Annotated in this window: 21 protein-coding genes; 1 reads left to right on the top strand and 20 read right to left on the bottom strand. The window is 40.9% G+C overall.

The features are described from left to right. The 13 genes from FZ952_RS07965 to pcrA form a co-directional block, all read right to left on the bottom strand. Complete coding sequence (locus tag FZ952_RS07965) at positions 1 to 1,302, bottom strand: DUF2142 domain-containing protein (protein WP_187423897.1); 1,302 nt, start codon at positions 1,300 to 1,302, stop codon at positions 1 to 3. Next, positions 1,289 to 4,222, bottom strand: coding sequence for a rhamnan synthesis F family protein (locus FZ952_RS07970; protein ID WP_148881266.1), 2,934 nt, complete (start codon positions 4,220 to 4,222; stop codon positions 1,289 to 1,291). The genes FZ952_RS07965 and FZ952_RS07970 overlap by 14 nt, the downstream gene beginning before the upstream one ends. A gap of 24 nt (positions 4,223 to 4,246) precedes the next feature. Continuing rightward, positions 4,247 to 5,026, bottom strand: coding sequence for a glycosyltransferase family 2 protein (locus FZ952_RS07975; RefSeq protein ID WP_148881267.1), 780 nt, complete (start codon positions 5,024 to 5,026; stop codon positions 4,247 to 4,249). Then, the gene (locus FZ952_RS07980) at positions 5,016 to 5,375 is read right to left on the bottom strand and encodes a DUF2304 domain-containing protein (protein WP_002912850.1); all 360 of its coding nucleotides are present in this window, start codon (positions 5,373 to 5,375) and stop codon (positions 5,016 to 5,018) included. The genes FZ952_RS07975 and FZ952_RS07980 overlap by 11 nt, the downstream gene beginning before the upstream one ends. Next, positions 5,375 to 6,091 carry a glycosyltransferase family 2 protein gene (locus FZ952_RS07985; protein ID WP_187423896.1) on the bottom strand — a complete coding sequence of 239 codons (717 nt, stop codon included), beginning with the start codon at positions 6,089 to 6,091 and terminating at the stop codon, positions 5,375 to 5,377. The genes FZ952_RS07980 and FZ952_RS07985 overlap by 1 nt, the downstream gene beginning before the upstream one ends. Positions 6,092 to 6,127: 36 nt before the next feature. Then, the gene (locus FZ952_RS07990) at positions 6,128 to 7,120 is read right to left on the bottom strand and encodes a glycosyltransferase family 8 protein (protein ID WP_148881268.1); all 993 of its coding nucleotides are present in this window, start codon (positions 7,118 to 7,120) and stop codon (positions 6,128 to 6,130) included. A 6-nt stretch (positions 7,121 to 7,126) separates the two neighbouring features. Beyond that, entirely contained in the window at positions 7,127 to 8,404 is a 1,278-nt protein-coding gene (locus FZ952_RS07995; RefSeq protein WP_148881269.1) for a lipopolysaccharide biosynthesis protein, read from the bottom strand. A gap of 114 nt (positions 8,405 to 8,518) precedes the next feature. Then, positions 8,519 to 9,373: a dTDP-4-dehydrorhamnose reductase gene (gene rfbD, locus FZ952_RS08000; RefSeq protein WP_148881270.1), complete on the bottom strand. Its 855-nt coding sequence runs from the start codon at positions 9,371 to 9,373 to the stop codon at positions 8,519 to 8,521. Positions 9,374 to 9,649: 276 nt separating this feature from the next. Next, positions 9,650 to 11,134: a glucosyltransferase domain-containing protein gene (locus tag FZ952_RS08005; protein ID WP_148881271.1), complete on the bottom strand. Its 1,485-nt coding sequence runs from the start codon at positions 11,132 to 11,134 to the stop codon at positions 9,650 to 9,652. Then, a complete protein-coding gene (locus tag FZ952_RS08010; RefSeq protein ID WP_148881272.1) occupies positions 11,131 to 12,057 on the bottom strand; it encodes a glycosyltransferase family 2 protein in 927 nt (308 codons plus the stop codon). The genes FZ952_RS08005 and FZ952_RS08010 overlap by 4 nt, the downstream gene beginning before the upstream one ends. A gap of 98 nt (positions 12,058 to 12,155) precedes the next feature. Next, positions 12,156 to 13,436 carry an O-acetylhomoserine aminocarboxypropyltransferase/cysteine synthase family protein gene (locus tag FZ952_RS08015; RefSeq protein WP_148881273.1) on the bottom strand — a complete coding sequence of 427 codons (1,281 nt, stop codon included), beginning with the start codon at positions 13,434 to 13,436 and terminating at the stop codon, positions 12,156 to 12,158. Positions 13,437 to 13,534: 98 nt separating this feature from the next. Further along, positions 13,535 to 13,933, bottom strand: a complete 399-nt coding sequence (locus FZ952_RS08020; protein ID WP_148881274.1) for an NUDIX hydrolase — start codon at positions 13,931 to 13,933, stop codon at positions 13,535 to 13,537. Next, the gene (gene pcrA / locus FZ952_RS08025) at positions 13,930 to 16,212 is read right to left on the bottom strand and encodes a DNA helicase PcrA (RefSeq protein ID WP_148881275.1); all 2,283 of its coding nucleotides are present in this window, start codon (positions 16,210 to 16,212) and stop codon (positions 13,930 to 13,932) included. The genes FZ952_RS08020 and pcrA overlap by 4 nt, the downstream gene beginning before the upstream one ends. 147 nt (positions 16,213 to 16,359) lie before the next feature. Here pcrA and FZ952_RS08030 point away from each other — a divergent pair, with 147 nt between their 5' ends. Continuing rightward, positions 16,360 to 17,550, top strand: a complete 1,191-nt coding sequence (locus FZ952_RS08030; protein WP_148881276.1) for a cation diffusion facilitator family transporter — start codon at positions 16,360 to 16,362, stop codon at positions 17,548 to 17,550. Positions 17,551 to 17,557: 7 nt separating this feature from the next. Here FZ952_RS08030 and FZ952_RS11825 read toward each other — a convergent pair whose 3' ends face one another. The 7 genes from FZ952_RS11825 to FZ952_RS08065 form a co-directional block, all read right to left on the bottom strand. Then, positions 17,558 to 17,680 (bottom strand): hypothetical protein, encoded by a 123-nt coding sequence (locus tag FZ952_RS11825; protein WP_262366350.1) that lies wholly within the window; start codon positions 17,678 to 17,680, stop codon positions 17,558 to 17,560. 220 nt (positions 17,681 to 17,900) lie between these two features. Beyond that, positions 17,901 to 18,458: a signal peptidase I gene (gene lepB / locus FZ952_RS08040; RefSeq protein WP_148881277.1), complete on the bottom strand. Its 558-nt coding sequence runs from the start codon at positions 18,456 to 18,458 to the stop codon at positions 17,901 to 17,903. A 148-nt stretch (positions 18,459 to 18,606) separates the two neighbouring features. Next, positions 18,607 to 20,556, bottom strand: coding sequence for a threonine--tRNA ligase (gene thrS, locus FZ952_RS08045; protein WP_148881278.1), 1,950 nt, complete (start codon positions 20,554 to 20,556; stop codon positions 18,607 to 18,609). After that, positions 20,553 to 21,191 (bottom strand): AAA family ATPase, encoded by a 639-nt coding sequence (locus FZ952_RS08050; RefSeq protein WP_187423898.1) that lies wholly within the window; start codon positions 21,189 to 21,191, stop codon positions 20,553 to 20,555. Before FZ952_RS08050 ends, thrS begins: the two co-directional genes overlap by 4 nt. Before the next feature lie 269 nt (positions 21,192 to 21,460). Further along, positions 21,461 to 21,826 (bottom strand): hypothetical protein, encoded by a 366-nt coding sequence (locus tag FZ952_RS08055; RefSeq protein ID WP_148881279.1) that lies wholly within the window; start codon positions 21,824 to 21,826, stop codon positions 21,461 to 21,463. A gap of 36 nt (positions 21,827 to 21,862) precedes the next feature. After that, entirely contained in the window at positions 21,863 to 23,176 is a 1,314-nt protein-coding gene (locus FZ952_RS08060; protein WP_148881280.1) for a glycosyltransferase family 4 protein, read from the bottom strand. 1 nt (position 23,177) lies between these two features. Then, entirely contained in the window at positions 23,178 to 24,176 is a 999-nt protein-coding gene (locus FZ952_RS08065; RefSeq protein ID WP_148881281.1) for a glycosyltransferase family 4 protein, read from the bottom strand. Between the last annotated feature and the right edge of the window lie 32 nt (positions 24,177 to 24,208).

A 24,208-nucleotide genomic window follows, 5' to 3' on the forward strand; every position in this document is an offset into this window, starting at 1 on the left:
TTACCAATTCCAATAGAATGGAATCATTAAATAGATTGAAATTAAAAAGTTAGCTGACAAAGTTCCTATAAGCAAGTTTTTAACTGTTCGCTCCTGAATCTCCAACTTGCCTAAATTTGCAAGAAGGGGTAAGAAGAGAATTAGGAAAGGCGTAAAATAGCGGCCCTGAGTTCCAACGGATATCTGAGCACCTTTTCCTAAAACAATCGGAGTCCACTCTAGATACATGATGGTGACAACGGAAATGACCTGCAAAAGGAAAAGATAAGCGGAGACAGTTGCATAAGATTTCGTCATAAAATCCTTCTTAGACTGTAAGAAAATGATAGTCAGTACCGCTACATCAAGAAAGATTAGCCACAGGGGCAACTGAATGGTGAAATTACCCAAAAATCCAAAGAGACCAATGGTCAATATGGTATTGAGGTCACCGTTCATGCGCTGTTTAAACAAGGTGTTAAGCAGAACCCTACTATAGTGGAGGAGCCCTCCTTGATGACGAAAAAGCAAATGCAAGGCTAAGAAAACAGCAACAAAAGCCAAACTGTAAAAAACATAGCGATGACGACTGATAAATGCCTTAGTCGCAAGAAAAGGCTTGTTCAAAGCAGCTAAGAATCCTTCAATTTCAAAATCAATGAAAGGCAACAAGCCTAGCAATAAGACATTGTTCAGTTTGGTTGCAAAGAGTCCGACGGATATGACCAAAAGCTGGATAAAATTCTTATTGTTAAATTTCTTGCTGGAAGCAATATTAGTGAAAAAACCAATAACCAGCATAATCTCCAAATAGTTCATTACATCATAGGAGAGAGAAGCTGCCTGCTGAACCATAATTGGCAGAAGCGAAATGAAAAAGAGAGCTTTCTTGCCATACTTAAAATACTTAATCAGGAAGTAAATACCAAAAATATAGGCTAGGGCGTTAAAGAATCGTCCCATCATGAGAATAACTCCTACTGATGGATAGATAAACGTTCCCAAGGTCATGCCAATGAGCTGCGGTAAAAAGGAAAGAGTCTTGAGATTAATACCCAGAGTAAATTCTTCCTGAGATAAATCCAATTTTTCCGTAAAAAGCTTCTTATACTCTGCTGGGGAAACATTCGGTTCCGCAGAGATATTTTCCATCCACTTGTAGGTTTTATCCGTCGGCTTATGGAAAATCTCCCAAGTCATGCGGGCGTGATTCGTTTCATCCGGCACACGGTTGATCGGTTGAACCACCATAAATGTCATGACAAAGACAGTCGCCAAGACCAAAAAGATATTTTCTATTTTTATCGTCTTACTTCTTTTCAAAATCATTCACCATTTCATCTTTACTATCTAAACTGCAGTTTTCAAGAACAAAATCATAGGCATTTTCTGCTAATTCCTGACGTAGGTCAGACGAAAGAATCAAACGCTCTAACTTTTCTTTCCACTCCCCGTCTTTAGCCAAAAGTCCAGTCTCCCCATCTTTTACCATATCAGAGAAGGCTCCAATGTGACTAGCAACTGTAGGAACTTTTACTAAGGCAGCCTCCATCCATTTGATTTCAGACTTAGCCCGATTAAAGACCGAGTCAACCAGTGGAGCTAGATTGATATCCACTCGACTGATCAGCTGAGGTAAATCCTTCCAGTCAACATAGTCATGTACAACAATCTGCTGTTGGTAAGGCTTCATATCCTCTGGAATATCTAAATGGCCGACGATATGGAGTTCCACATTCTTGTAAGTTTCAAGCAAGGACTGGATGGCTGGTTTTATCAATTCAAAATTTTCATTATGACTGATAGAACCTGAAAAATAGCCTATCTTGACTTTAGGGTTCTGCTGACTATAATCTTTGATAAAGTGAGAACTGATTTCAATCAAGTCACTGGAAGCTCGGTTTCTATTCAGCAACACCTTATCTTGATATTTGAGCAATTCTTCCTGCAATTGGAGTGTTGAAGTAATCGCTCCATCACAGGCAGCTAACATCTTGCCATAATTTTTGACACCAGCATCATAGTTGCCCTTCTCCTTCTCTGATAAGCCTTGAGTATAGCTCAACTGATCTGTATAAACTGTATCAAAAACCAAATCATCAATGTCAAAATAAACTGGCTTTTTATCTCTTCTAGCTGTATCGCACAAGAATTGAAGTTGATAAGACCACGGAGCTCGATAGATAATAATATGACTAGCATGCTGAGCCTGAGAAATCTCAAACTCTGATAAATTTACTACTTTGACCGTGAAACCGTTTTTTCTCAACTGTTCTGCTTTGTTAAGCACTCGGTAGCGCGTACATTGAGGAATAATATTTTCAACTCCATCAATAATCAGAATAAACTGCTCTCTCGAAATCGATTTGAATTTTTTTACAATATTATCCAAAATTTCAACTGGATAATCTGTTTCTTTTCGCACATAATTGAGCAAATCAGGTACTTCTGTTCGTCTTTCTAGCCCCTGCCAGCGAAACTGCTGCTCATTGTAATTTTGTAATGAGGTATACTTGATTAAAGGACTTCCAGCCCTTAGCATTCTCAAAGGATGAATATACATGGCGCTGTCTTTGTTTTCAGGTACCAAGGCATCGTAGCGATAGCCTAAATCTGCAAAATACTTAGTAAAAGTTGTTTCGTGTTTTCCAATAGCCTTATCACGTGAATCCGTATCGGTTAGGTTATTCCAATAGTCGAAAAACTCCTCTGACCGAAGCAATAAAGACTCAATGACAAGAAAATAAGATTGTAGATGCTCTGGAATATAGCCGTATTGATTGAAATTCGTGGCATCTTCTTGTACTTCACCAAAGGAAATCCCCCAAAAATCAAGATTTCTCTCCGCCATTGTTTGAAAGACCTCATTCAAATCTCGCATTGGACCAATATTCGTATCATTGACTAACAAGAGTTGAGAAGAAGTTTGCAACTTTTCCTTACCAAAGGTCAAAATCCCTTCCCTAAATGCCGCGGCATCATAACCCGTATTATCCCTTACCAGAACTTGCCCATATTGTTCTAAGGTAGATAAATCCTCTGATTTCAATCCTCCATTTACCACAATCAGCGTTTCATCTACCAAAGATGCTAATTTCTCTAAAAACAGAACCTTGTAGCGCTGAAGATTCTCTTCTGCCTCAAAAATGACATAGACTAGGCACTTTTTGCCACTCATATGTTGAAGCTGCTTTCGCTGAGAATGACGTAAAACCCTATAATAATAGGTTTTTGGCGATTTGATATTTCTTTTTATGGAGATGCACTGGTGTTTCAACTGAGATAAGAGCGCTCTGATACGCCGCGGATTCTTGACAACCTGTCCCACTTGTTTAATCGGTGTCACAATAGCATTCCCAACACGATAAGAAAGTGAGTTACGTAATTCATCAATGTCATCCTGATATTGATAAATCAATTCGCTATCACGTTCCCAGTTTCCCTTTAGCTCTTGGATATAGTCAGACACCCTGTCCATATGCTGAATCAAATTATCCAGCCGTCCTTCCAGAGTAAAGATATTTGCAGACAAAGCTTGGTAAATCTCATTAGGAAGTTTATCCATGTACTTCTTTATAATTTGCAAATATATTTCGTAATGGTATCTAGTAGAATCTCGCTTAGAGACAGACTCTTTATCAAAGACCCGATAATTCAACTTTGTTTTTTCATCATAAACAGGTTTCGCCCCTTGATTGATAATTAAGTTTAGAAGAAAATCATAGTCTTCTAATTTTTTATAATTAAGCGCCTCGTCATAATAAATACCATCAGCGATTGAGCGACGAATGAGAGAACAATTGGAGATATAATTATCTGTTAAAAAAGCCTGCTTGTCATATGGCTGTGATTTAAGATACACTTCCTTTTTATCAGGGTCGTATAAATCACCATAGACAATATCTGCCTCCTCTTGCACCATGGTTGTGTAGAAGCTCTCAATATAGTCAGCATCTAGAAAATCATCGCTATCTACAAAAATAAAATAAGTACCTTGAATTTGTTGCAATGCCTTATTTCTTGTCTTGACGACCCCCATATTTTCATGACTTTCAAACCTCGTCGGGAAAGGGGAATCTTGCAAAGTTTCTTGGATAATCTGGGCGGACTTGTCTGTGGAACCATCATCCAATACCAATAACTCGATATTTTGATAGGTCTGCCCAAAAATACTGCGCAAACACTGTTCAATGTAGTCTTGATGGTTGTAACATGTTACAACAACAGATATTAAATCTTTCATATACTTTCCTTGTAAATAACTATATTAGTTCGAGTTAGCATCTTGACTCTTCATGTATGCTTTATTTATCAGATGAGCAACCCACTTAGGCCAGAAAAGCTGATACATGAACAAGTCTTCTTTGGTCCGCGTATTATCTGAAATAGTTTTGGTTGTTTCAGACTCTCCATGAATCCGGTGGCACATAAGCTTCTCAGAAATATAAGCAAAGCGACCCTTATAGGCGCTAATCTTGTACCAAGCGTACCAATCCAGACTCACGCGCATTTCCTCATCAAATCGGAAATCCCTTAATGCCTCTAAATTGTAAGTCACCGCCGGACAGGAAATGGGATTGCCGAAAGCCAGCACCCGATTTCTCCAAAAATGGCTAGATGGCATCAGGTTCAGTGTTTTGAGCATGAAAGTCTTGATTTTCAGATTGGTGTTAGCTGGAATTTTGACCCCATTTTTCTCTTCAAAGTAGTCTGTATAGGCAATGAGAATGTCTTTAGACTGCTCTATCTTCTGCATCACTGCTTCTAGATAAGTTGGCTCATAGTAGTCATCCTGGTGGGCAATGGTAACATAAGCCGTCTCAACAAAAGAAAGGGCATTGTTCCAGTCCTTACCGATGCCACCGCCTTCTTTCGTATAAAAAGGAATACCGTACTTCTGGCACAGCTGCTTGATTGAATCCAACGGTGTCGAGCTATAGCAGATAATCTTTGATGGCAAGGTTTGAGCTTGCAAAGACAGGATACATGCTTCTAAAAATTCACTTTCGCCATAGGCGCAAATCACCCAGGTATGGTTATTTTTCATCTTTTTCACTCTCTAACTTGGACATTCTTTGCTTCATGATGGACAGTTCTTGCACCAACTGCTTGATTTGTTCCTTTTGCTTTGAAATGGAAATAGTATGTAAAAAAACAATAACCAGCAGGAAAAAAATGGCCAAGGACATGACAAAGTTTGAGGTCAGTTCAAAGCCTAACAATTTGGCAATCGAAACTGGAATCCAATCAAAAATAGAGATAACAATCAGTACAAAGCCAATAATAATCCACATAAAGGCTTGCTCAAACAAAATATTGTTTTGATTGATATTCCGAAAGACAAAATATAGGAACAGGACTGAAGCCACTAGCATAACAATAGATAAAATGGACATTATTCACTCTCTTTCATAAAAGCAGCAATCAAGATTGAAGAGCAGACTTCGATCATATAACGAATGGACTTAATCGGAGTAATCGAAGAGACTCCTCCTGCACGCTCAAACATATTGGCCGGTGCTTCCACCACTGTATATTTCCGCTTCAAAAGATGGACGATTGATTCTGGCTCAGGATATTTGATAGGATAGCGCGCAGCGAATTGTCGAATAATGTCTCGATTGGCCAAACGATAGCCTGATGTGGCATCAAGAATTCTTTTACCAGTTGTTAATTTAATAAAGGCTGAGATAATAGTAATGCCAAAACGCCGCATAAAAGTCGTCTGAAACTCCGAAGACTTGTCACCGATAAAACGAGAACCAACAACCAAATCAGCCTGCTGACGACGAATAGGCTCCAGCAAAGCATCCAGCGACTCAATATCATGCTGGCCATCTCCGTCAAACTGTACGGCCACATCATAATTCTTCTCAAGTGCATACTTATAACCGGTCTGAACAGCTCCACCAATCCCTAAATTCATAACCAAATGAACAGCATTCAGATGGTGGCTATCCAAAATCTCTTTGGTTCTGTCAACCGACCCATCGTTGATGACCACGTAGTCTAAGTCAAAGTCAACTTTCTTCCGATATTCTACAATGCTCATAACCGTATTTAAAATACTTTCTTCCTCATTATAAGCAGGAATTATCATTAAAACTTTCATTAATCTAATCTATTCTTTCTATAACATGTCATCACATTATTTTTTGTTTTTCTGCAACTGTTTTTTTCTATATTTCATAAAGCTCGGGATTAGGGAATTGATAATCTTATATCTTAGCATTGGAAAAGGCTTCATAACAATATTAAAGATTCTAAAACAAACAAAATACAGCTGCCAACCTTCTTCCATTGGTGTATCCTTCCATGGAGTTTTGTGGAGATAATAGAGGTACTCCTGTTTAAACCTATGTGTATTCCCCTTCCGCCAAGGTCTCTCTTCACCAAGATAGTGAATAATTGTAGGTGCTTTCCGAAAATGATTAAAATCTTCCTGTGATATAAACTTAGTTGGCTTACTTAATTCACTCAACGTTTTATAAGGATAGACATCATAAATATTAAAATAATTAAAGGAAATTGGCAAGGTAAAAATTTGCTCTTTCAAGGCTCCATTTAAGGCATCTTGGTCTGGTGCGAATAGTTTTCCTTCATGAAACTGATAAAATTCTATGACCTTTTTACCAATCTCTTCCCTACGCCATTTTTTTAGATCGATCAATAGGACACCTGAATTATGATAGGGGTACTCTTTCAAAGCTAGAAATTCCTTTCTTGACTTATCCACAGTTGGTTCGGGACACATACCTATTACCTTATCTCCTAAGTCGCTATAAAACAATGAACCTAAATCTTCTAGAACTAGTGTATCTCCATCGAGATATAAGATCCTATCAACTTCTTGTGGAAGAAGCTTATCTAAAAAAAGACGTGCCAAAATAATTGAAGACCAACCGTTTGTATCAAAATCAAAGTCAATATAGTCTGCGATATTATTTATAGAAATAATACAAACTTTTCTATCGTAACTTTTAGCGAATCCTTTTAATTTATTTTGATTCTCTTGGCTTATCCTCTCGCCAATTAAATATACTGTAATATTCTCAGCAGATTTATTATTCTCAAATATAGAACACATACAGGTTGCAACTTGAGGTACAAACGCATCATTTAATGTAAATAAGATATTCATAGAATCCTACTTCTTTCTTTTTTCCTGATTTTTAACAATGCCATAAATAATCAGACTTGTTGCATAAAAGACGCACATGGAGATTAAAAAGGAATTAGCAGCTCCGAGCAATTTTTGGTCGCGGATAAATGGCAACGTAATAAATTTTGAAACAGCAAATGTCAATAAATAGGCTATCATCAGATAATGCTGTTTTCTAAAGATAGTCATAATGATATCGACTACTAGAGCAAAAACATTCAAAATGCCACCTATAAGTAGTATAGTGAAAGGAAGCTTATACTCCTGTAATCGGATACCATAAACAGCACCAAGCACTTCTGTACCAATCAGATAACCCAAAACAACAATAACAACTCCTAAAACAGTCATTACTAGATATAGGGTATTGACCTGTTTGAAAAATAGTGTAAATTTCTTCTCATTCCAATAAATAGAAAGTTGTGTAGTCAACGGTCTCAGGACGAAGAATAAAAGGGATAGGACAAAGACAGGCATGAATAGAACATTAAAGTCTCTTTGAACCCCAGATGAAAAATAGCCATTTGTCAAAAGGTAATCAATATCAATTTTGGGCTCGTTATAGATATACGTTAACAAAAATCCATTTAAAAACAAGGGAAAACTATTTTTTAAAATGGAGTAAATATTCCTTCTATCCTCATATAATAAAGGTTTGAAATTTTCCTGAGGAAAATATAATTTGCATTTTCTAAAATCTAATACAAAAGTCAAAACGAAATTCACGAAACAGATAGCTATACTAGCAGCCATCAATGATCCAGTGAACAGTAAAGTTGTTGCAAAAATCAACATACAGATCCAACTACGATAAAATTGCACCTTTCCCGCCAAATCAGATCTGTTTTTCTGCTGAAATAATCCCTGAAAAACATCCGAATAGGCATCCATGGATCGATAGAGAACTAGCAACAAAATGATACTAGCTTTATACAAATCATAACTTTGCCATAAAATATAAAAAAATGAGGTCAAAATCATTAAAAAGACAGTAAAAAGCCTCGTGTTATGATAAGAAGCAAATCGATATCTTTCCTTTACATCTGTAGATTGCAGATTTCTTACCTGAAAATAACCTAAGACAAAAAACTGTTGACCTAAGGCATAGGCGATACTAAAAATATCAGAATCTTTTGAACCCAGAACTCTGGAAGCTAAAAGAAGCAATACGACTGATATTAATGAGGAAGAAACAGTCCCCAACATATTCCATATATAATTACTCTTAACTAACGGTAGTGAAACTTCTGATTTCTGGGACATTCTATCTTCTCCAATTGTGTTCTAGTTCTTATTATACTATACTTTCCATGAAATGTGAAAAGCTAATGATAAGTAGATATCAAAAAAGGACTCTAAGGTCCTTTTTGTTAGATATCAGTGTTTTTTATCCTGCTTGTAAAACTCTTTTAAGGCATCCTGCCAAGTCGGAATGACAAAGCCCGTAGCCTTAGCCTTGGTCAGGCTCATAGTTGAATTGAAAGGCCGCTTAGCCTTGGCTGGGAACTTGCTGGAATCAACCGGTTGGACTTCCACATCTGTATCTTTGAGAATTTCCACTGCAAAGTCATACCATGTCGTGTCCTCTGCCGCATCATTAGACAGATGGTAATAACCAAATTCCTTTTGATTTTCAGCCAAGTGCGTCATAAATTCAGCCAGCGTACGAGTCCAAGTCGGACGGCCATGTTGGTCATTGACTACAGTCAGAGTTTTGTGCGTCTTGGCAAGATTTTGCATGGTAAAGACAAAGTTTTTACCGTAGTTACCAAAGACCCAGGCAGTACGGATAATGTAGAAACGGCTGGAATATTTCTCAACTAGCTCCTCACCCATGCGCTTGGTACGGCCATACTCGGTCTGTGGATCTGGTCGATCGTCTACTTCCCATTCCTCTCCGACAGGCTTTTGTCCGTCAAAGACATAGTCTGTTGAGATATAGACCATGGTCGCCCCGTGTGCTTCTGCAGCTTTTGCCACATTTTCGGTACCGGTCACATTGATGGCATAGTCCAGCTCTTTGCCTTCATCTTCAGCTGCATCAACTGCAGTATAGGCTGCGCAGTGATAGACCAAGCTTGGCTTGACCTCCGCAAAGACCTTATCCACCATTTGGGTATTGGTAATATCCATTTCTGCCACATCAACAGCCACATACTCCTCATTGCGCTCATCCAAAAGATAGCGAAGCTCTGTTCCCAACTGTCCATTCGCGCCTGTAATTAAAATCATTTGTTTTTCCTTTCAGATCATAAATATTCGATGAATTTATTATACCAAAAAAAGCAGAAAAAATCTGCTTGATCGAATCACTATCGGAAAATCTATTCAGTAGGAGCACAAAAGAATAGTTTCTTATGCCTTTTGATACTCTGTATATAAATGATACAATAATCTACAAGTAATAATGAATAGACTTATCATAAGAGGCAATAGAGTATAGAGAAATCTACAGTATACAATATAAAATTAAAGTTTTCTTCATTCTCCTATAAGGCAGAAAATATTCTATTTCATGATAACAAATAATTCATTGTTTTTAAGATAGATATTATATAACTTTGTTTCTTCAAGTAAGGTATATTTTTCACTACTAAAATCCAAATTTGCAATATCAATTAATTTAAAATCAACATTTAGATTAGTGATGCTATTAAATCTCATTGTCATATCCCAAGAAACATTTGTATTTGGCATAATCAGACTTTTGAGAATAGGATAAACAGAAGCTGTATTGCTAAATACTGGAGAATCAGAAAGAAATCGATTCACATTAATCACTGCTTTTTCTGGGGTAACATACTTATTTAAAGAGGAAGCTAGCAATATGCTCTGCGATTTGAACATATCATTTTGTTGTTTTAAACTGCTCACGTAAACAAAAGAGAAAGAGAGGAAATAGAAAACTAATAATCCAGAAATGAGGGACTTAATCCCACGTATAATCTTACTCTTTTCAATACACTCTAAGCTAACAATTAAGATAATCGCTAAAAAAATTCCGTAACCATATTCATATCTTGGTCTCATAAGATAATAAGGATTAGACAAAATCAAATAAGTTCCATAACTAAATACACTTCCTAAACTTAACCATATCAACATATAAACAAAGTTTAAAACAAATTTTGTTCTCGAAAAGCGAATTACACTAATCATTAGGAGAAGTACAGCTGTTATACTTAATAGAATCCAGATAGTCGAACTCTGCAAAAATATATTTTTCAAATATCCCTTGGCATTAAAAATGATTATTTTAAGAATTGCTAATCCCTTTGGAATATTAGCTTGATCAGCAAAAATCGGTGGCTTTATAAAAAGTTGTATACGATATAAAACCAAACCAACTACATAAGACAAGATAGAAATAACAATTTTAGGAATTTCTTCTTTAAAATAACTTCCTTGCAATAATTCTAAAAATATTAGCGTCATGGTTACCATAATGTACACTCCTGAAGAAGCTTGGTATGAATTGCACATTAAGAATATACCAACAACTGACATGATTCCAAATATTTTTTTATTATCCCAAAAAATAAATGGGATAATTGAAACTAATATACTTAAAGTCATAAAAGGATTGTCAAACCTAAAACTTAATGGCTCTAAAAACCATGGATTAATCCCTATAATAGTTGAAGCACATGCAGTTACAAAAGTTATCTTATTTTTAGGGTATAAGACAAATAATAAAACCAAGCTAGCAAGAGATAGAAAACAAGCTGATAGAATATGAGTAGTTAATCCTAAATCTGTCAGATGCTTCCCACCCTGTATTAAACGAGCGGAATACTCACTTAAATATCTTGAATAATGCTCAGAAAATCCTGAATAACCTTGTAATTGTCTTCCAATATCATCAATATAGGGATACTCAGCTAAACCGACATTAATATTGACCACTGAATAAATAATAAAAATAAGCAGGGCAGACGATTTATTTAAAAGAAGATAGTTTTTAAAATCAGAAAAACGTTTTTGGAAAATCATTTACTCTTCTCCTTAATCACATAAATCGGCCGATGCTTAGTTTCCATAAACACTTTTCCGATGTATTTACCGAGTATGCCGATGGTTAGCAGCTGGAAGCCTCCGAGAAGGAGAATAACGGTCATGAGCGACGGCCAGCCCGATGTCGGGTCACCAAAAACCAAGGTACGGATAATAATCACCGCCATTAGGATAAAGGCTAAAATCCAAGACAGGATGCCGCCTAAAAAAGCGATGTTCAGCGGTGCATCAGAGAAATTGACAATACCTTCCAAGGAATAGTTGAAGAGGGACCAGAAATTCCAAGAGGTCTTGCCAGCCACTCGTTCGACATTTTTGTATTCCAAGTACTCGGTATTGAAGCCAACCCAGGCAAAAATCCCCTTGGAGAAGCGATTGTACTCTGAAACATCCAGAATAGCCTCTACCATCTGGCGGCGCATCAGTCGGAAGTCACGCGCACCATCCACCATCTCTACCTGACTAATCTTATTAATCAGTTTATAAAACAGATTGGCAAAAAAGCTCCGGATAGGTGGCTCTCCCTCTCGAGTAGTGCGACGGGTCCCCACACAGTCCAGTTCTGGATTCATGTCCAACATAGCTTTCATCTCAATTAGAAGCTCGGGCGGATCCTGCAAGTCCACATCCATGACCGTCACAAAATCCCCGCTTGCCTCTTGGAGCCCAGCATAGAGCGCTGCTTCTTTTCCGAAATTACGAGAAAAGGACAGATAGTGCACATCTGGACAGCGTCTGCTGAGCTCACGCAAAACAGCCAAGGTGCGGTCTGTCGACCCATCATTGACAAAAATATATTCAAACTGGTCACGGATTTGATATTTGACCGCTTCCATGGCTTCATGAAACAAAGGAATAGACTCTTCTTCATTGAAGCACGGAACAATCACTGAAATTGTCATTTTAATTACCTGCTATTTTTTAATATCTCTCATTATAACAAAAAACTAGGCGAAAACCTAGTTTTATTCTTATTTACTCTGTCTAGAAATATTAAAAATCAAATAGATTCCAAGGAGATTCTCAAATCCTCAATCAAGTCATCCACATTTTCCAGGCCGATAGAGAGACGAATTTGATTTGGTGTAATACCTGCTGCCAGCTGATCTTCTGGGGACATCTGACCGTGAGTTGTCGTAGCTGGATGGACAACCAGAGACTTAGCATCTGCTACATTGGCCAAGTCAGAGAAAATCTCCAGGCTGTCAATAACCTTACGAGCTTCTTTCTCTCCACCTTTGACATTAAAGGTGAAGATAGAGCCCACGCCTTTAGGGAAATATTTTTCTGCCAAAGCATGATAAGGACTGTCAGTAAGTTTGGGATAATTGACCTGCTCAACCTTAGGATGCCCTGCTAGGAAATCTACAATCTTCTCCGCATTGGACACATGACGCTCTACGCGCAAAGAGAGAGTTTCTAACCCCTGCAAGAAGAGAAAGGCATTGAAGGGAGACATGGCTGCGCCCGTATCGCGCAAGAGCTGGGTCCGGACAGCAGTGACAAAGGCTGCTGCTCCGACATCGCGCGTATAACTGATATTATGATAGCTCGGGTCCGGATCAACAAACTGCGGAAACTTGCCAGAAGCTTCCCAGTCGAAACGACCGCTGTCCACAATCACACCTCCGATGCTGGTTCCGTGACCGCCGATAAACTTGGTCGCAGAATGCACCGCAATGTCCACTCCGTGAGAAAAGACATTGATCAGATAAGGTGTAGCAAAGGTATTGTCAGAAATCAGCGGAATTTTATGAGCATGAACCAGCTCTGCCAAAGCTTCAAAGTCAGGGATATTAATCAGAGGATTGCCCAAGCTTTCAATCAAAACCAACTTGGTATTGTCCTGAATGGCCGCTTCTACTTCAGCCAGATTTTCAATATCGACAAAAGTCGTGGTAATACCATAGCGAGGCAGGGTTTCCTTGAGCAGATTAAAGGTGCCACCGTAGATGGTGGAAGCTGCCACTACATGGTCGCCAGCATGCGCCAAGGCTAAAATGGTATAGGTAAGGGCCGCCATACCAGAAGCTGTTGCTAGAGCTCCGACTCCACCCTCCAAAGCCGCAATCCGCTCCTCAAAAGCAGACAGGGTCGGATTGGTAATCCGAGTGTAGATATTGCCCGGTTTGCGCAGGGCAAAAAGATCTTCTCCTTCCTGAGTATCATCAAACACATAGGAAGTTGTCTGGTAAATAGGCAGAGCCCGCGACTTGGTTGTCGGGTCCACTGTTTGTCCGGCATGAAGCTGCAGGGTTTCAAATTTGAATTCACGTGTCATAAGGTCACCTCACTATAGTTATGTGATAAGTCTACCACTAAACATCTCGCTTGACTAATAGAATTTCCTTATCAAAACAAATAAAGAGAAGCTATATCTTATAGCTCCTCGGAAATGATTTCAAAAGTAGTCTGATTGCTGGGCCAGTACAACTGCGACGAAACTTTGTCTAAAGCTACCCACTGAGCTCCCACATGCTCATCTGAAAGCTGGATTTCCTTCTGTTCTGTCAGAACTAGAAAGAGACTTTTGTGGATGGTCAGTTTTTCATCAATCTTTACTGTAAAATCTCCAAGGCTAGTCAGATTCGTACAAGACAAGATTAAGCCAGTCTCTTCTTTTATTTCACGAAGGCAGGCCTCTTCTGGACTCTCGCCCCTCTCTATTCCACCCGTAATGGGCTGCCAAAAGGAAACTTTCTCATCCTCAACTTTCAAGAGCAAGATTTCCCTATCACTTGAATGATAGATCCAGGCTTCAATTGACTGCCTTATCATGATTTTTTCTCAATCGGTGCTATGCTGGCCAGCACTTTCTTCAGACCGACTTCTGGGAAATTAATCTTGAGCTCTTGACTATTTCCGCTGCCAGAAACTGCCAGAACTGTCCCATCGCCCCATTTCTTATGGTGGGCAATATCCCCGATAGCCCAAGCAACTTCTGGCTTAGATGACTGACTGCTCTTTCCAAAAGGCAGACTGCCTGTAGAAATCGAACTAGGAGCCGCCTGACGCTTCCGCTCTTGTAGAGCCTGTGCTAGACTCATGCCCTGACCGAACTGACTAGTATCGCTATTGGTGTAACTGACCTTAAAGGAGCTGTTTGCCGGCCGAGCCAGTCCCTGATAGTCTAGCAAGTCTGAGCTGATTTCTCTTAGGAAACGGGTCGGCTGATTGTAGTTGGTACGGCCATAGAGCAAGCGGGAGTTAGCATTGGTCAGATAGAGAATCTTCTCCGCTCGGGTGATGCCGACATAGGCCAGACGCCGCTCTTCTTCTAGCTCATCCTCATCTTCAGATGCCCGACTTAGAGGGAAGACATTTTCCTCCATACCAACCAGAAAGACGACTGGAAATTCCAATCCCTTGGCCGCGTGGAGGGTCATCAGAGTCACTTCAGAACTCTCCGTATCTCCGTCATCTGTGTCTGCAATCAAGGCTAAGTCATTGAGAAAACGGCTGAGCTTGTCAAGACCAGACTCATCAGCAGGATTGTCTGGACTTTCGTCAAAGTTCTTGGTCACAGACAGGAATTCTTCGATATTTTCAATCCGTGCTTGGCTTTCTATGGTTGCCTGAGCAGCCAAGGCTGCAGCATAACCTGTCTTTTCCAATACGGCTTCTACCAGCTCAGTCACTGTATAATCATCCAAACGATCCCGCAAGTCGAGTATCAGATTGGCAAACTCATAAACTGCCTGAGCCGCCTTACCCTTGACTGGCGACAGCAGGATATTGGCCGATGCTTCCAGTAGAGAGATTTCCTGGCTGGACGCAAAATCCCGAATTTTCTCCACCGTTCCTGGACCGACACCACGCTTGGGCTCATTGACCACGCGCTCATAGCTGATATTGTCGCTAGGATTGGCGATGAGATTTAGATAAGAAATGACATCGCGGATTTCCTTGCGGCTGTAGAACTTAGTGCCGCCCACCATAGTATAAGGAATATTGGACTTGAGCAGGGCTTCCTCCACCGTCCGTGACTGGGCATTGGTCCGGTAAAGGACCGCAAAATCCCTATGACTGTAGCCTTCTCGGCTCAGCTGATCAATGGTCCGAGCGACAAAAAGGGCCTCATCCTGCTCATCATTAGCCCGATAGTAGACAATCTCCTTGCCATCTTCATTCTGGGTCCAGAGATTTTTAGGACGACGGTTGCGGTTATTTCGGATCACTTCATTAGCTGCCTGAAGGATGGTCTTGGTAGAGCGATAATTTTCCTCAAGCAGAACTACTTTAGCTTCTGGATAATCCTTTTCAAAGTCTAGGATATTTTGCATATCGGCTCCCCGCCAGCCATAGATAGACTGGTCAGCATCCCCGACTACACAGATATTCTTGAAGCGAGAAGCCAAGAGTTTGACCAGCTGGTACTGGGCATGGTTGGTATCCTGATACTCGTCCACATGGATGTACTGATAACGCTGCTGGTAGTAAGTCAAGACATCAGGATTCTGGTCAAAAAGCCGCAGGGTCAGCATAATCAAGTCATCAAAGTCCATAGCCTCAGACTGACGCAGTTCTTTTTGATAGGCTGTGTAGCACTTGGCCACAATCTCCGTGTACATATCACCTGCTAGATTCGCATAGGCTACCTCATCAATCAGGTCGTTCTTAGCATTGGAAATCGTACCCAGAATGGCGCGCTCATTCCACTTTTTAGGATCCAGATTGAGGTTTTTGAGAATCCGTTTCATCAGGGTTCGCTGTTCGCCCGGATCAACGATGGTGAAGTTACGGTTATAGCCAATATGATCTGCTTCTCGCCGCAGGATGCGCACACACATGGAGTGGAAAGTGGCGATTAAACAATCTTGGGTAGCTGGGTTGAGTGCTGCTGCCCGTTCCTTCATCTCCCGCGCTGCCTTATTGGTAAAGGTAATGGCTAGAATATTCCAAGGATTAACCATCTTCTCATCAATCAAATAGGCGATACGGTGGGTCAGGACACGGGTCTTACCCGAACCAGCCCCCGCCATAATCAACAAGGGTCCTTCTGTTGCTTGGACCGCTTCGGCCTGACGGTCATTCATACCGTTTAATAAGGGATTCATCTTCTATCCTTTCAATATAAAATCAAACTGAAAATCAATGCTTCCATTATATCAAAATTCGAGTGAATTTGTTATCGAAAAGACAACTGTCCTTCATTGAAATTTAAGTGCGAAAAAGCTATAATAGTAGTCTAGAAAGGAGCAGCCATGAACAATCATCCAAGTGACAATCTCAAACTTGCCGAACGAGGCGCCCTCCTAGCAATTGCCACCTACATAGGTTTATCCGTTACAAAAATCATTGCAGGTGCAGCACTGACATCCTCCAGTTTGACGGCGGATGGTTTCAACAACGTCTCCGATATCGTTGCCAATCTAGCAGTCTTAATCGGCCTGCGCATGGCTCGAAAACCAGCGGATAAGGACCATCGCTTTGGCCATTGGAAGATTGAAGATCTGGCCAGCCTGATTACTTCTTTCATCATGTTTTTTGTCGGTTTCAATGTTCTCATTGATACGGCTCAAAAAATTATTAACAAAGAAGAAACCTTGATTGATCCTGTGGGAGCCATTGTCGGGATTGTATCAGCTATCATCATGTTTGGCGTTTATCTTTACAATAAAAACCTAGCCAAAAGGGTAAAATCCAAAGCTCTGGATGCGGCTGCCAAGGACAATCTATCGGACGCTATCACTTCTCTGGGCACGTCGGTTGCTATTATTGCTAGCTCCCTGAAGTTTCCTATCGTTGATAAGCTAGCAGCCATCATTATTACTTTTTTCATTCTGAAAACGGCCTATGATATTTTCATGGAGTCCTCCTTCAGCCTATCAGATGGCTTTGACCAGGACCTTTTAGACGACTATAAGCGTGCCATTCTGGAAATTCCTAAAATCACACGCGTCAAGTCCCAGCGTGGCCGGACCTATGGCAGCAATATCTATCTGGATATTATACTGGAAATGAATCCTAACCTCTCCGTCTTTGAAAGCCACGAAATCGCTGATCAGGTAGAGGATATGCTCAAGGAAAACTTCGGTGTCTTCGACATTGATATTCATATTGAGCCAGCTCCTATTCCTGAAGATGAGATTCTGGATAATGTTTATCAAAAACTCCTGATGCGTGAGCAATTAGTCGACCAAGGCAGTCAATTAGATACTCTCTTATCTTCCGATTTTGTCTACATTTCCCAAGATGGTCGCCAGCTCAACAAAGAAGAATTTCAACTAGAGAGAGCCCAAACTTCTCCTATCAAAAATTTAGAAATTACATCCGTCAGCCAAAAAACCAAGCTGATTCGCTATCAAATCGGAGATGTTATCCATACCAGCCTCTGGCGCCGCCACGAAGTCTGGCAAAACATCTTTCACCAAGAAACACGAAAAAACAACTAGTTTTCTGCTAGTTGTTTTTATATACTTTCACTTGGTCTGTTGCAATATCTTCTCCAAACCACTTTTCAGCGATTTTATGGACTTGTCCTTCTTGGTATAATTTTCCGAAAGCAGCATTTACTTTTTCCACTAAAGTACGGTCCGCCTTTCTAGCTCGACCGCAAAGGCCTTACTAACAATTGCAACTCAAAAATAGTATGCTCCTCCAAGATTTCTTCTGGCCGATAATAATGTGCATACACACAATTAAGCAAAAGAACACGAATCAGCCCCACGTCACTAGCATCTGAGCATTTTTATATCATCCTTCTGACTACTACAAAACCACAAGAAAAACGAAATAACTCATGTTACTTCGTTTCTACAAAACCAAATTTATCTAATGGAGAAATCCGGAATTCCACAACTCCCTTAATCTGATTCTTTTTTATCAGACCAAATTCTCGACTGTCTTTTGTATTCTCCCGCCGATCGTTTAAAATCAAAAAGGATTTTTCTGGGATGGTATCGGACTCTGCACCTTTTAAATCCATAATCGAAAAATCGTGAGTATAATAGCCTGTGCTTGCAGCAGAAGCTAAGTATTTTTCCCGCATCTTTTCGATATATTCCTCTGACTGCACCTGATCGTTCAGATAGAGAAGATTATCCATGTAGGTCACCTTGTCATTTTCCTTAGCGATGACGCGACCGACATAATATTTGCCATCGACTTCATAGAGCACAAATTCCCCCCGCGGAATTTTCTCTGTCTTTTCAGCCAGCACCAAATCATCTTCCGCTAAGAAAGAATTGGCATCTTGCTTGGTAATACGATAAGGCGTATAGACAAACAAACGCAATCCCACTAAAATAGCAAGAAGAACCGCAACAATGATAACATTTCTCAGTAAATCTCTTTTTAACATCTCTCTCCCCTGTTCTTTTATTTCATTATACCATTTTTTGAGAAATTAGACAAAACACAGAGATGAGAAATAGTTTCTCCGTAATAAACTTGCAAAGAAAAGCAAAACCTGTTGAGGAGCTCCCTCAGTCGGATTTGCCTTTCTTATTTTAATCTTCTTTAGCCACGCGTGATTTGTTGGCGATGTCAGCTAGGATAGCTTCCACAAACTCGTTAACTGGAACGGTTTGCGTTTCTTTTTGGCCGTAGCGACGAACATTGACAGTACCGTCTTCTGCTTCCTTGTCACCAACGATTAGCTGATAAGGAATCTTGCTGGTTTGTGAAGCACGAATCTTGTACTGCATCTTTTCATTGCGCTCATCCACATCAGCACGAACCCCCTTGTCACGCAGCTTCTTAGCCACTTGCCAAGCGTAGTCAATATGGGCTTCATTAGAAACTGGAATCAAAGTCACTTGATGCGGAGCCAGCCAAGTCGGGAAGGCACCCTTGTAGTTCTCAATCAAGATAGCTGTGAAGCGCTCCATGGTTGAAATAACACCACGGTGAATCATAACTGGACGGTGTTCTTCACCATCAGCTCCGATATACTTGAGGTCAAAGCGCTCTGGCAAGAGGAAGTCCAGCTGGATAGTTGACAGAGTTTCTTCATTTCCAAGGGCTGTTTTAACCTGGATATCCAGTTTCGGACCGTAGAAGGCTGCTTCTCCTTCTGCTTCAAAGTAGTCCACACCCATTTCGTCCAAGGCTGCTCGCAGCATGGTTTGGGCATTTTCCCACATCTCATCGTTATCAAAATACTTATGCGTATCCTGAGGGTCACGAAGAGACAGACGGAAACGATATTCTGTCAAATTGAAGTCTTCATAAACATCGATAATCAACTGCAAGGCGCGTTGGAATTCTTCTTGGATTTGTTCTGGAGTAACAAAGAGGTGTCCATCGTTCAAGGACATTTCGCGTACACGTTGGAGACCAGTCAGGGCACCGGATTTCTCATAGCGGTGCATCATGCCGATCTCAGCGATACGGATTGGCAGCTCACGGTAAGAGTGAACGTGGTGTTTGTAGACCTGGATGTGGTGAGGGCAGTTCATCGGACGGAGGACAAATTCTTCCCCATCACCCATATCCATAGTTGGGAACATATCTTCTTGATAATGATCCCAGTGGCCAGAAGTCTTATAAAGCTCTACAGAAGCCAATGGTGGAGTGTAGACGTGTTGGTAACCAGAAGCCAACTCCTTGTCTACAATGTAGCGTTCCAACTCACGACGGACGGTCGCACCGTTTGGCAGCCAGAATGGCAAACCTTGTCCTACTTCTTGAGAAATCATGAAGAGATCAAGCTCACGACCAAGTTTACGGTGGTCGCGTTCTTTAGCTTCTTCCCGCATTTGCAGATATTTCTTCAGGTCTTTCTTGTCAAACCAAGCAGTACCATAGACCCGCTGCATCATTGCGTTGTCGCTGTTCCCACGCCAGTATGCGCCAGCCACGTTCAAGAGGTGGAAGTTTTGGATGCGACCTGTCGATGGAACATGAGGTCCACGGCAGAGATCCACGTACTCGCCCTGACGGTAGATGGTCAAACCACCCTCATCTTCTGAGTGCTCTTCAATCAATTCCAACTTGTAGGGGTCATGTTTGAAGATTTCACGCGCTTCATCCTTGGTCACTTCCTCACGGATAGACGGGAAGTTTTCTTTGACGATTTTCTTCATTTCTTCTTCGATACGAGGCAGGTCTTCGTTGGAGATTTGCCCTGCTTCATTGTCTGTATCGTAGTAGAAACCGTCCTGAATGGCAGGACCAACGCCTAAGTGAATATCTGGGAAAAGACGGCGAGCTGCTTGCGCAAACAGGTGGGCTGCAGAGTGACGCAAGATGTCCAAAGCATCTTCGTGGTCAGGTGTCACGATTTCAATGGCACCATCTTCAGTGATGGCACGAGTTGTATCAATCAATTTGCCGTTGAATTTACCAGCCAAAGCTTTTTTAGCTAGGGAATTGCTGATAGATTGGGCAATTTCAAAAGTAGTAACGCCAGATTCGAATTCACGCACAGCGCCATCTGGGAAAGTAATCTTAATCATGTGTTTTCTCCTTTAATATCTATTCTATTTATATTGGACAATTTTAAGAGCCGAGCAACTTCTTCCACAGTCTGATTTTCTGACTGACTACCATCTGTTATGAGGCTAGGATAGCCTAATTTCATCGCTTCCTGCCGAACCATTTGGGCAAAAAGAATGTCTCGTTGCATCCAGTTTTCAAAAGCTTGCTCAGGATTGGTTGTTCCCTCTAAGACATAAGGAACCCATTCTCTCTGTCTATAATGCTTTTTCTGAAAATCAGCTGTCGGAGTCAAGCATAGATAAGAGGCCACTGGGCATTCAAGCTCCTTTACCAAGTGAGGCAAAAGTCCTGCCCCCTCCACCAAGAGAGGTCTATCTTGATTTTTTATCAAGTAAGATTTTACATAAGGAAAAATCTCTTCATAAAAGCGCCATTCTTCATCTGCCATCTCTTCTGGATTTCTCATCCAGATTTGTTCCGGATTTCTGTCCTGTCTAAGAAGGCAAATCGGCTGTGAATCTACACTTGCTTGACTCATCATCTCGTCCACCAAATCATCCAGCTTGATATGAAGCAGCTGATACTGTCTAGCTAGAAGTGAAGCAATTGTTGACTTCCCACTACAAGGCGATCCGCCAATCATATAAAGCATCATTCTTCCTCCTTCTGACAAAATAAAAAGCGGCATCCATAAAAGGACGTCGCAACGTGGTTCCACCTTCATTTATGCAAGTCAAAAGACTCACACCTCGAATCGGCTCTAACGTAGCCACCGTTTTATGTTTGCATAAAAGCCAGTAGAGTAGTCCCAACTGCATCCTCTGCGCGATTTCCAGCTCCACGCGCTCTCTAAAAGATTTCCTGCAGGTGATATGTCTCTAGAAAACATTATAGCACGATTGGAAAAATTTGCAAGAACTTTTACTGATTCCCAGCTCTGCTATTTTTCCTACTAAATCGATAGATCAAATGCCCCAAGCCATTTCCAGCTAGTGAGAAAAGGAAATAGACGGCATGATAAAGAGGAATCCACTCTCCAAAGGTGAAAATGGTCAGGAAAAATAAGAGGGCAACCAAGAAAGAAAAGCGCAAAGAAAATCCATGAAAAGCTGCATAGAGCAAGGAGACCAGTAGGGTTGCGAGGGGAGAATAGATGAGAACATTTCCAACTACAAGCCCCTTACTTAACATGGAATCCATGGGCAAATACCGTAACAGTATATAAAAGACAAAATAGAAAAAGACAAGGGGGAGCAAAAAGAAAATTTCTTTTTTGTAACCTTTCATAGGAACACCTCCGATCATTAGGCCTCACGACGATGTTTATTCCAAATATTTCCGAATATTTTTTATCTGTTTCTTAGATGCCTTCATGATTCGTGTAGAACCACTTACTGGCAGAGAAATAATCTTACCTGGCAAATAGACAATGGTCTTGGCTAAGCGTTTGGCAACCGTTTCTTCCGGATTGAGATCATTTTGAAAATCCTTGCTAATAGTCAAATCTAGGTAAAATTCATAGACACGACGGCCAAAATTCTCTGCGGAAATCTCGTATAATTTATCAGCTAGCTTTTTCTCGTCCATATCTGGTGTTGCCAAAATGGCCTCCAAAATGGCTCCTGCCAAATCCCGATTTTCATAATAGAGTGTACCGAAAGTTTTATCGCTGATTACATTGTCCAGATAAGGATTACCATGAGCAATGACCGGCGTACCGCTGGCTAGACTTTCCAGATAGGTCAGACCCTGCGTCTCACTGGTTGAGGCTGAGATAAAGAAATCTGCCGCTTTATAATAGAGGGCTGTATCGCTTGGCGCAATCATTCCTGTGAAAATGACAGCATCCTCAATATGGAGCTGGGCTACCAAGGCTTTCAAGTCCTCTGCATAAGGCCCATCTCCGACAATGACCAACTTAACCTTACCATTCTCTTCGAGAACCGTTGGCATCGCTTGAACAATCGCCTGGATATTTTTCTCGTAAGAAATTCTAGATAAACTGAGCAGCATGATTTCGTCTTCTGCTACTCCCAGCTTAAAGCGCAGTTTCTTAATATCTTCCCGAGATAGTTCTGGTCGGTCAAACTTGGCCAAGTCGATTCCTGTCGGAATGACCCGTTTTTCTGCCTTGATTTTGTAACCGACCAAAAGATCGTAAACAATCTCAGAAGGACAAATCACACCATCCAAATCGCTCATAAAGCCACGCACGATGTACTTGACCATACTTGGACGAATCACCATTCCTTTGGCAAGATAGTGCACATAGTCCTCATACTGGGTATGGTAGGTGTGAACCACTGGAATCCGCAATTCCTTGGCAATCCAGATTCCCAAAAGGCCCAGAGAAAACTCTGTCTGGGTATGGATGATATCCAGCTGGTACTGGCGGGCAATTTCCAAAGCATTGGAAAAACCACGATAAGCCACGCGCCGATCCTTAAAAGCGAAGAAAGGTACGCTGGGAATACGGATAATCTGCCAATCCTCATAGCGGTTGACATCCTTATCCGTCGTAGTAAAAATAAAGACTGTGTGACCTAGTTTCTCTAGCTCAGTCTTGAGGGTACGAATGCTCGTCGCCACCCCGGAAACCTGAGGAAAATAGGTATCTGTAAAAAGACCAATCCGCATATCACATCTCCAAAACTGTTTGGTAAGCCTTGACTAACTGAAGTGCGACATCATCAATAGAGCGACTCTCCGCAACGCGATAACCTGCTTCACGTTTGTCCACTTTTCCGTCAAGAACCTTACGAAGCGATTCAACAAACTCATCTACATTATGACAAAGCTCCGCCGACTCTTCATTAATCCAGCCATTATAAACAGGAATATCACGCAGGACCACATGTTGACCACTGGCCAGCGCTTCTAGAACCACAATCCCTTCTGTCTCTTCATAAGATGGGAAAAAGAAAGCGTCACTGCCTGACATGGCTCCTTGGAAGACTGCACCTTTGAAATAACCCGGAAATTCCACGTTTTCTGGATGATTAAAGAGGACAAGATCTCGAATCTTGCGCGGAATAAGCCAAAGATTGATAGAACCCAGCCAGATAAAGCGGACATCTGGCATTCTACTAGCTACTTCGACAAAGTCTTCGATTCCTTTTCGTCTGAAATAAAGGCCTGCACAGATTACGACTTTCTGCCCCTCTGCAATCTGAAAATGTTTTTTAAAGACGTCTTCCTTACGTTTGTCTTTCTTGTATTTAGACAGCTCAATGCCATTTGACACAGCTATGATGGGCGTCGTTACACCGTAGGATTGAATCAATTTTTTTGAATACTCTGACGGAGTAATGATAAAATCCGCCATTTTATACATGTGAGCTAAATATTTGCCAAATAAGGGCGCAAAAAGATTAGAGCCAATAAAAGAATTTTCAAAGTCTTCTTTGGTCGAATGTCCGTGCATGATTACTTTTTTGCCTCTCCGCTTGGCCGCGTGAAGAAGAAGCAAACTACGGGGACCGTAAGTGTTGATGTGCACAACATCATAATCTCCTAAAACATCTGTTGTATAAGGAATTCCTGCCAGATCCAGTGCATGCATTTGATGCTGCAAGGCACGGCCGATGCCTGATTTTTCTAAAACAGACTTTCCTTCTAGATATAGTAATACTTTCATATTTTCTATTATACCCAAAAGATGCGAAAAAG

The sequence above is a fragment of the Streptococcus sp. Marseille-P7376 genome, assembly GCF_902460385.1.
GTDB classification, from domain to species: domain Bacteria; phylum Bacillota; class Bacilli; order Lactobacillales; family Streptococcaceae; genus Streptococcus; species Streptococcus sinensis.

What these genes read in the sequence shown, in the direction of transcription:
- FZ952_RS07970 (WP_148881266.1), bottom strand. Translation starts at nt 4,222, where the DNA reads ATGAAAGATTTAATATCTGTTGTTGTAACATGTTACAACCATCAAGAC.
- FZ952_RS07975 (WP_148881267.1), bottom strand. Translation starts at nt 5,026, where the DNA reads ATGAAAAATAACCATACCTGGGTGATTTGCGCCTATGGCGAAAGTGAA.
- FZ952_RS07980 (WP_002912850.1), bottom strand. Translation starts at nt 5,375, where the DNA reads ATGTCCATTTTATCTATTGTTATGCTAGTGGCTTCAGTCCTGTTCCTA.
- FZ952_RS07985 (WP_187423896.1), bottom strand. Translation starts at nt 6,091, where the DNA reads ATGAAAGTTTTAATGATAATTCCTGCTTATAATGAGGAAGAAAGTATT.
- FZ952_RS07990 (WP_148881268.1), bottom strand. Translation starts at nt 7,120, where the DNA reads ATGAATATCTTATTTACATTAAATGATGCGTTTGTACCTCAAGTTGCA.
- FZ952_RS07995 (WP_148881269.1), bottom strand. Translation starts at nt 8,404, where the DNA reads ATGTCCCAGAAATCAGAAGTTTCACTACCGTTAGTTAAGAGTAATTAT.
- rfbD (WP_148881270.1), bottom strand. Translation starts at nt 9,373, where the DNA reads ATGATTTTAATTACAGGCGCGAATGGACAGTTGGGAACAGAGCTTCGC.
- FZ952_RS08005 (WP_148881271.1), bottom strand. Translation starts at nt 11,134, where the DNA reads ATGATTTTCCAAAAACGTTTTTCTGATTTTAAAAACTATCTTCTTTTA.
- FZ952_RS08010 (WP_148881272.1), bottom strand. Translation starts at nt 12,057, where the DNA reads ATGACAATTTCAGTGATTGTTCCGTGCTTCAATGAAGAAGAGTCTATT.
- FZ952_RS08015 (WP_148881273.1), bottom strand. Translation starts at nt 13,436, where the DNA reads ATGACACGTGAATTCAAATTTGAAACCCTGCAGCTTCATGCCGGACAA.
- FZ952_RS08020 (WP_148881274.1), bottom strand. Translation starts at nt 13,933, where the DNA reads ATGATAAGGCAGTCAATTGAAGCCTGGATCTATCATTCAAGTGATAGG.
- pcrA (WP_148881275.1), bottom strand. Translation starts at nt 16,212, where the DNA reads ATGAATCCCTTATTAAACGGTATGAATGACCGTCAGGCCGAAGCGGTC.
- FZ952_RS08030 (WP_148881276.1), top strand. Translation starts at nt 16,360, where the DNA reads ATGAACAATCATCCAAGTGACAATCTCAAACTTGCCGAACGAGGCGCC.
- lepB (WP_148881277.1), bottom strand. Translation starts at nt 18,458, where the DNA reads ATGTTAAAAAGAGATTTACTGAGAAATGTTATCATTGTTGCGGTTCTT.
- thrS (WP_148881278.1), bottom strand. Translation starts at nt 20,556, where the DNA reads ATGATTAAGATTACTTTCCCAGATGGCGCTGTGCGTGAATTCGAATCT.
- FZ952_RS08050 (WP_187423898.1), bottom strand. Translation starts at nt 21,191, where the DNA reads ATGCTTTATATGATTGGCGGATCGCCTTGTAGTGGGAAGTCAACAATT.
- FZ952_RS08055 (WP_148881279.1), bottom strand. Translation starts at nt 21,826, where the DNA reads ATGAAAGGTTACAAAAAAGAAATTTTCTTTTTGCTCCCCCTTGTCTTT.
- FZ952_RS08060 (WP_148881280.1), bottom strand. Translation starts at nt 23,176, where the DNA reads ATGCGGATTGGTCTTTTTACAGATACCTATTTTCCTCAGGTTTCCGGG.
- FZ952_RS08065 (WP_148881281.1), bottom strand. Translation starts at nt 24,176, where the DNA reads ATGAAAGTATTACTATATCTAGAAGGAAAGTCTGTTTTAGAAAAATCA.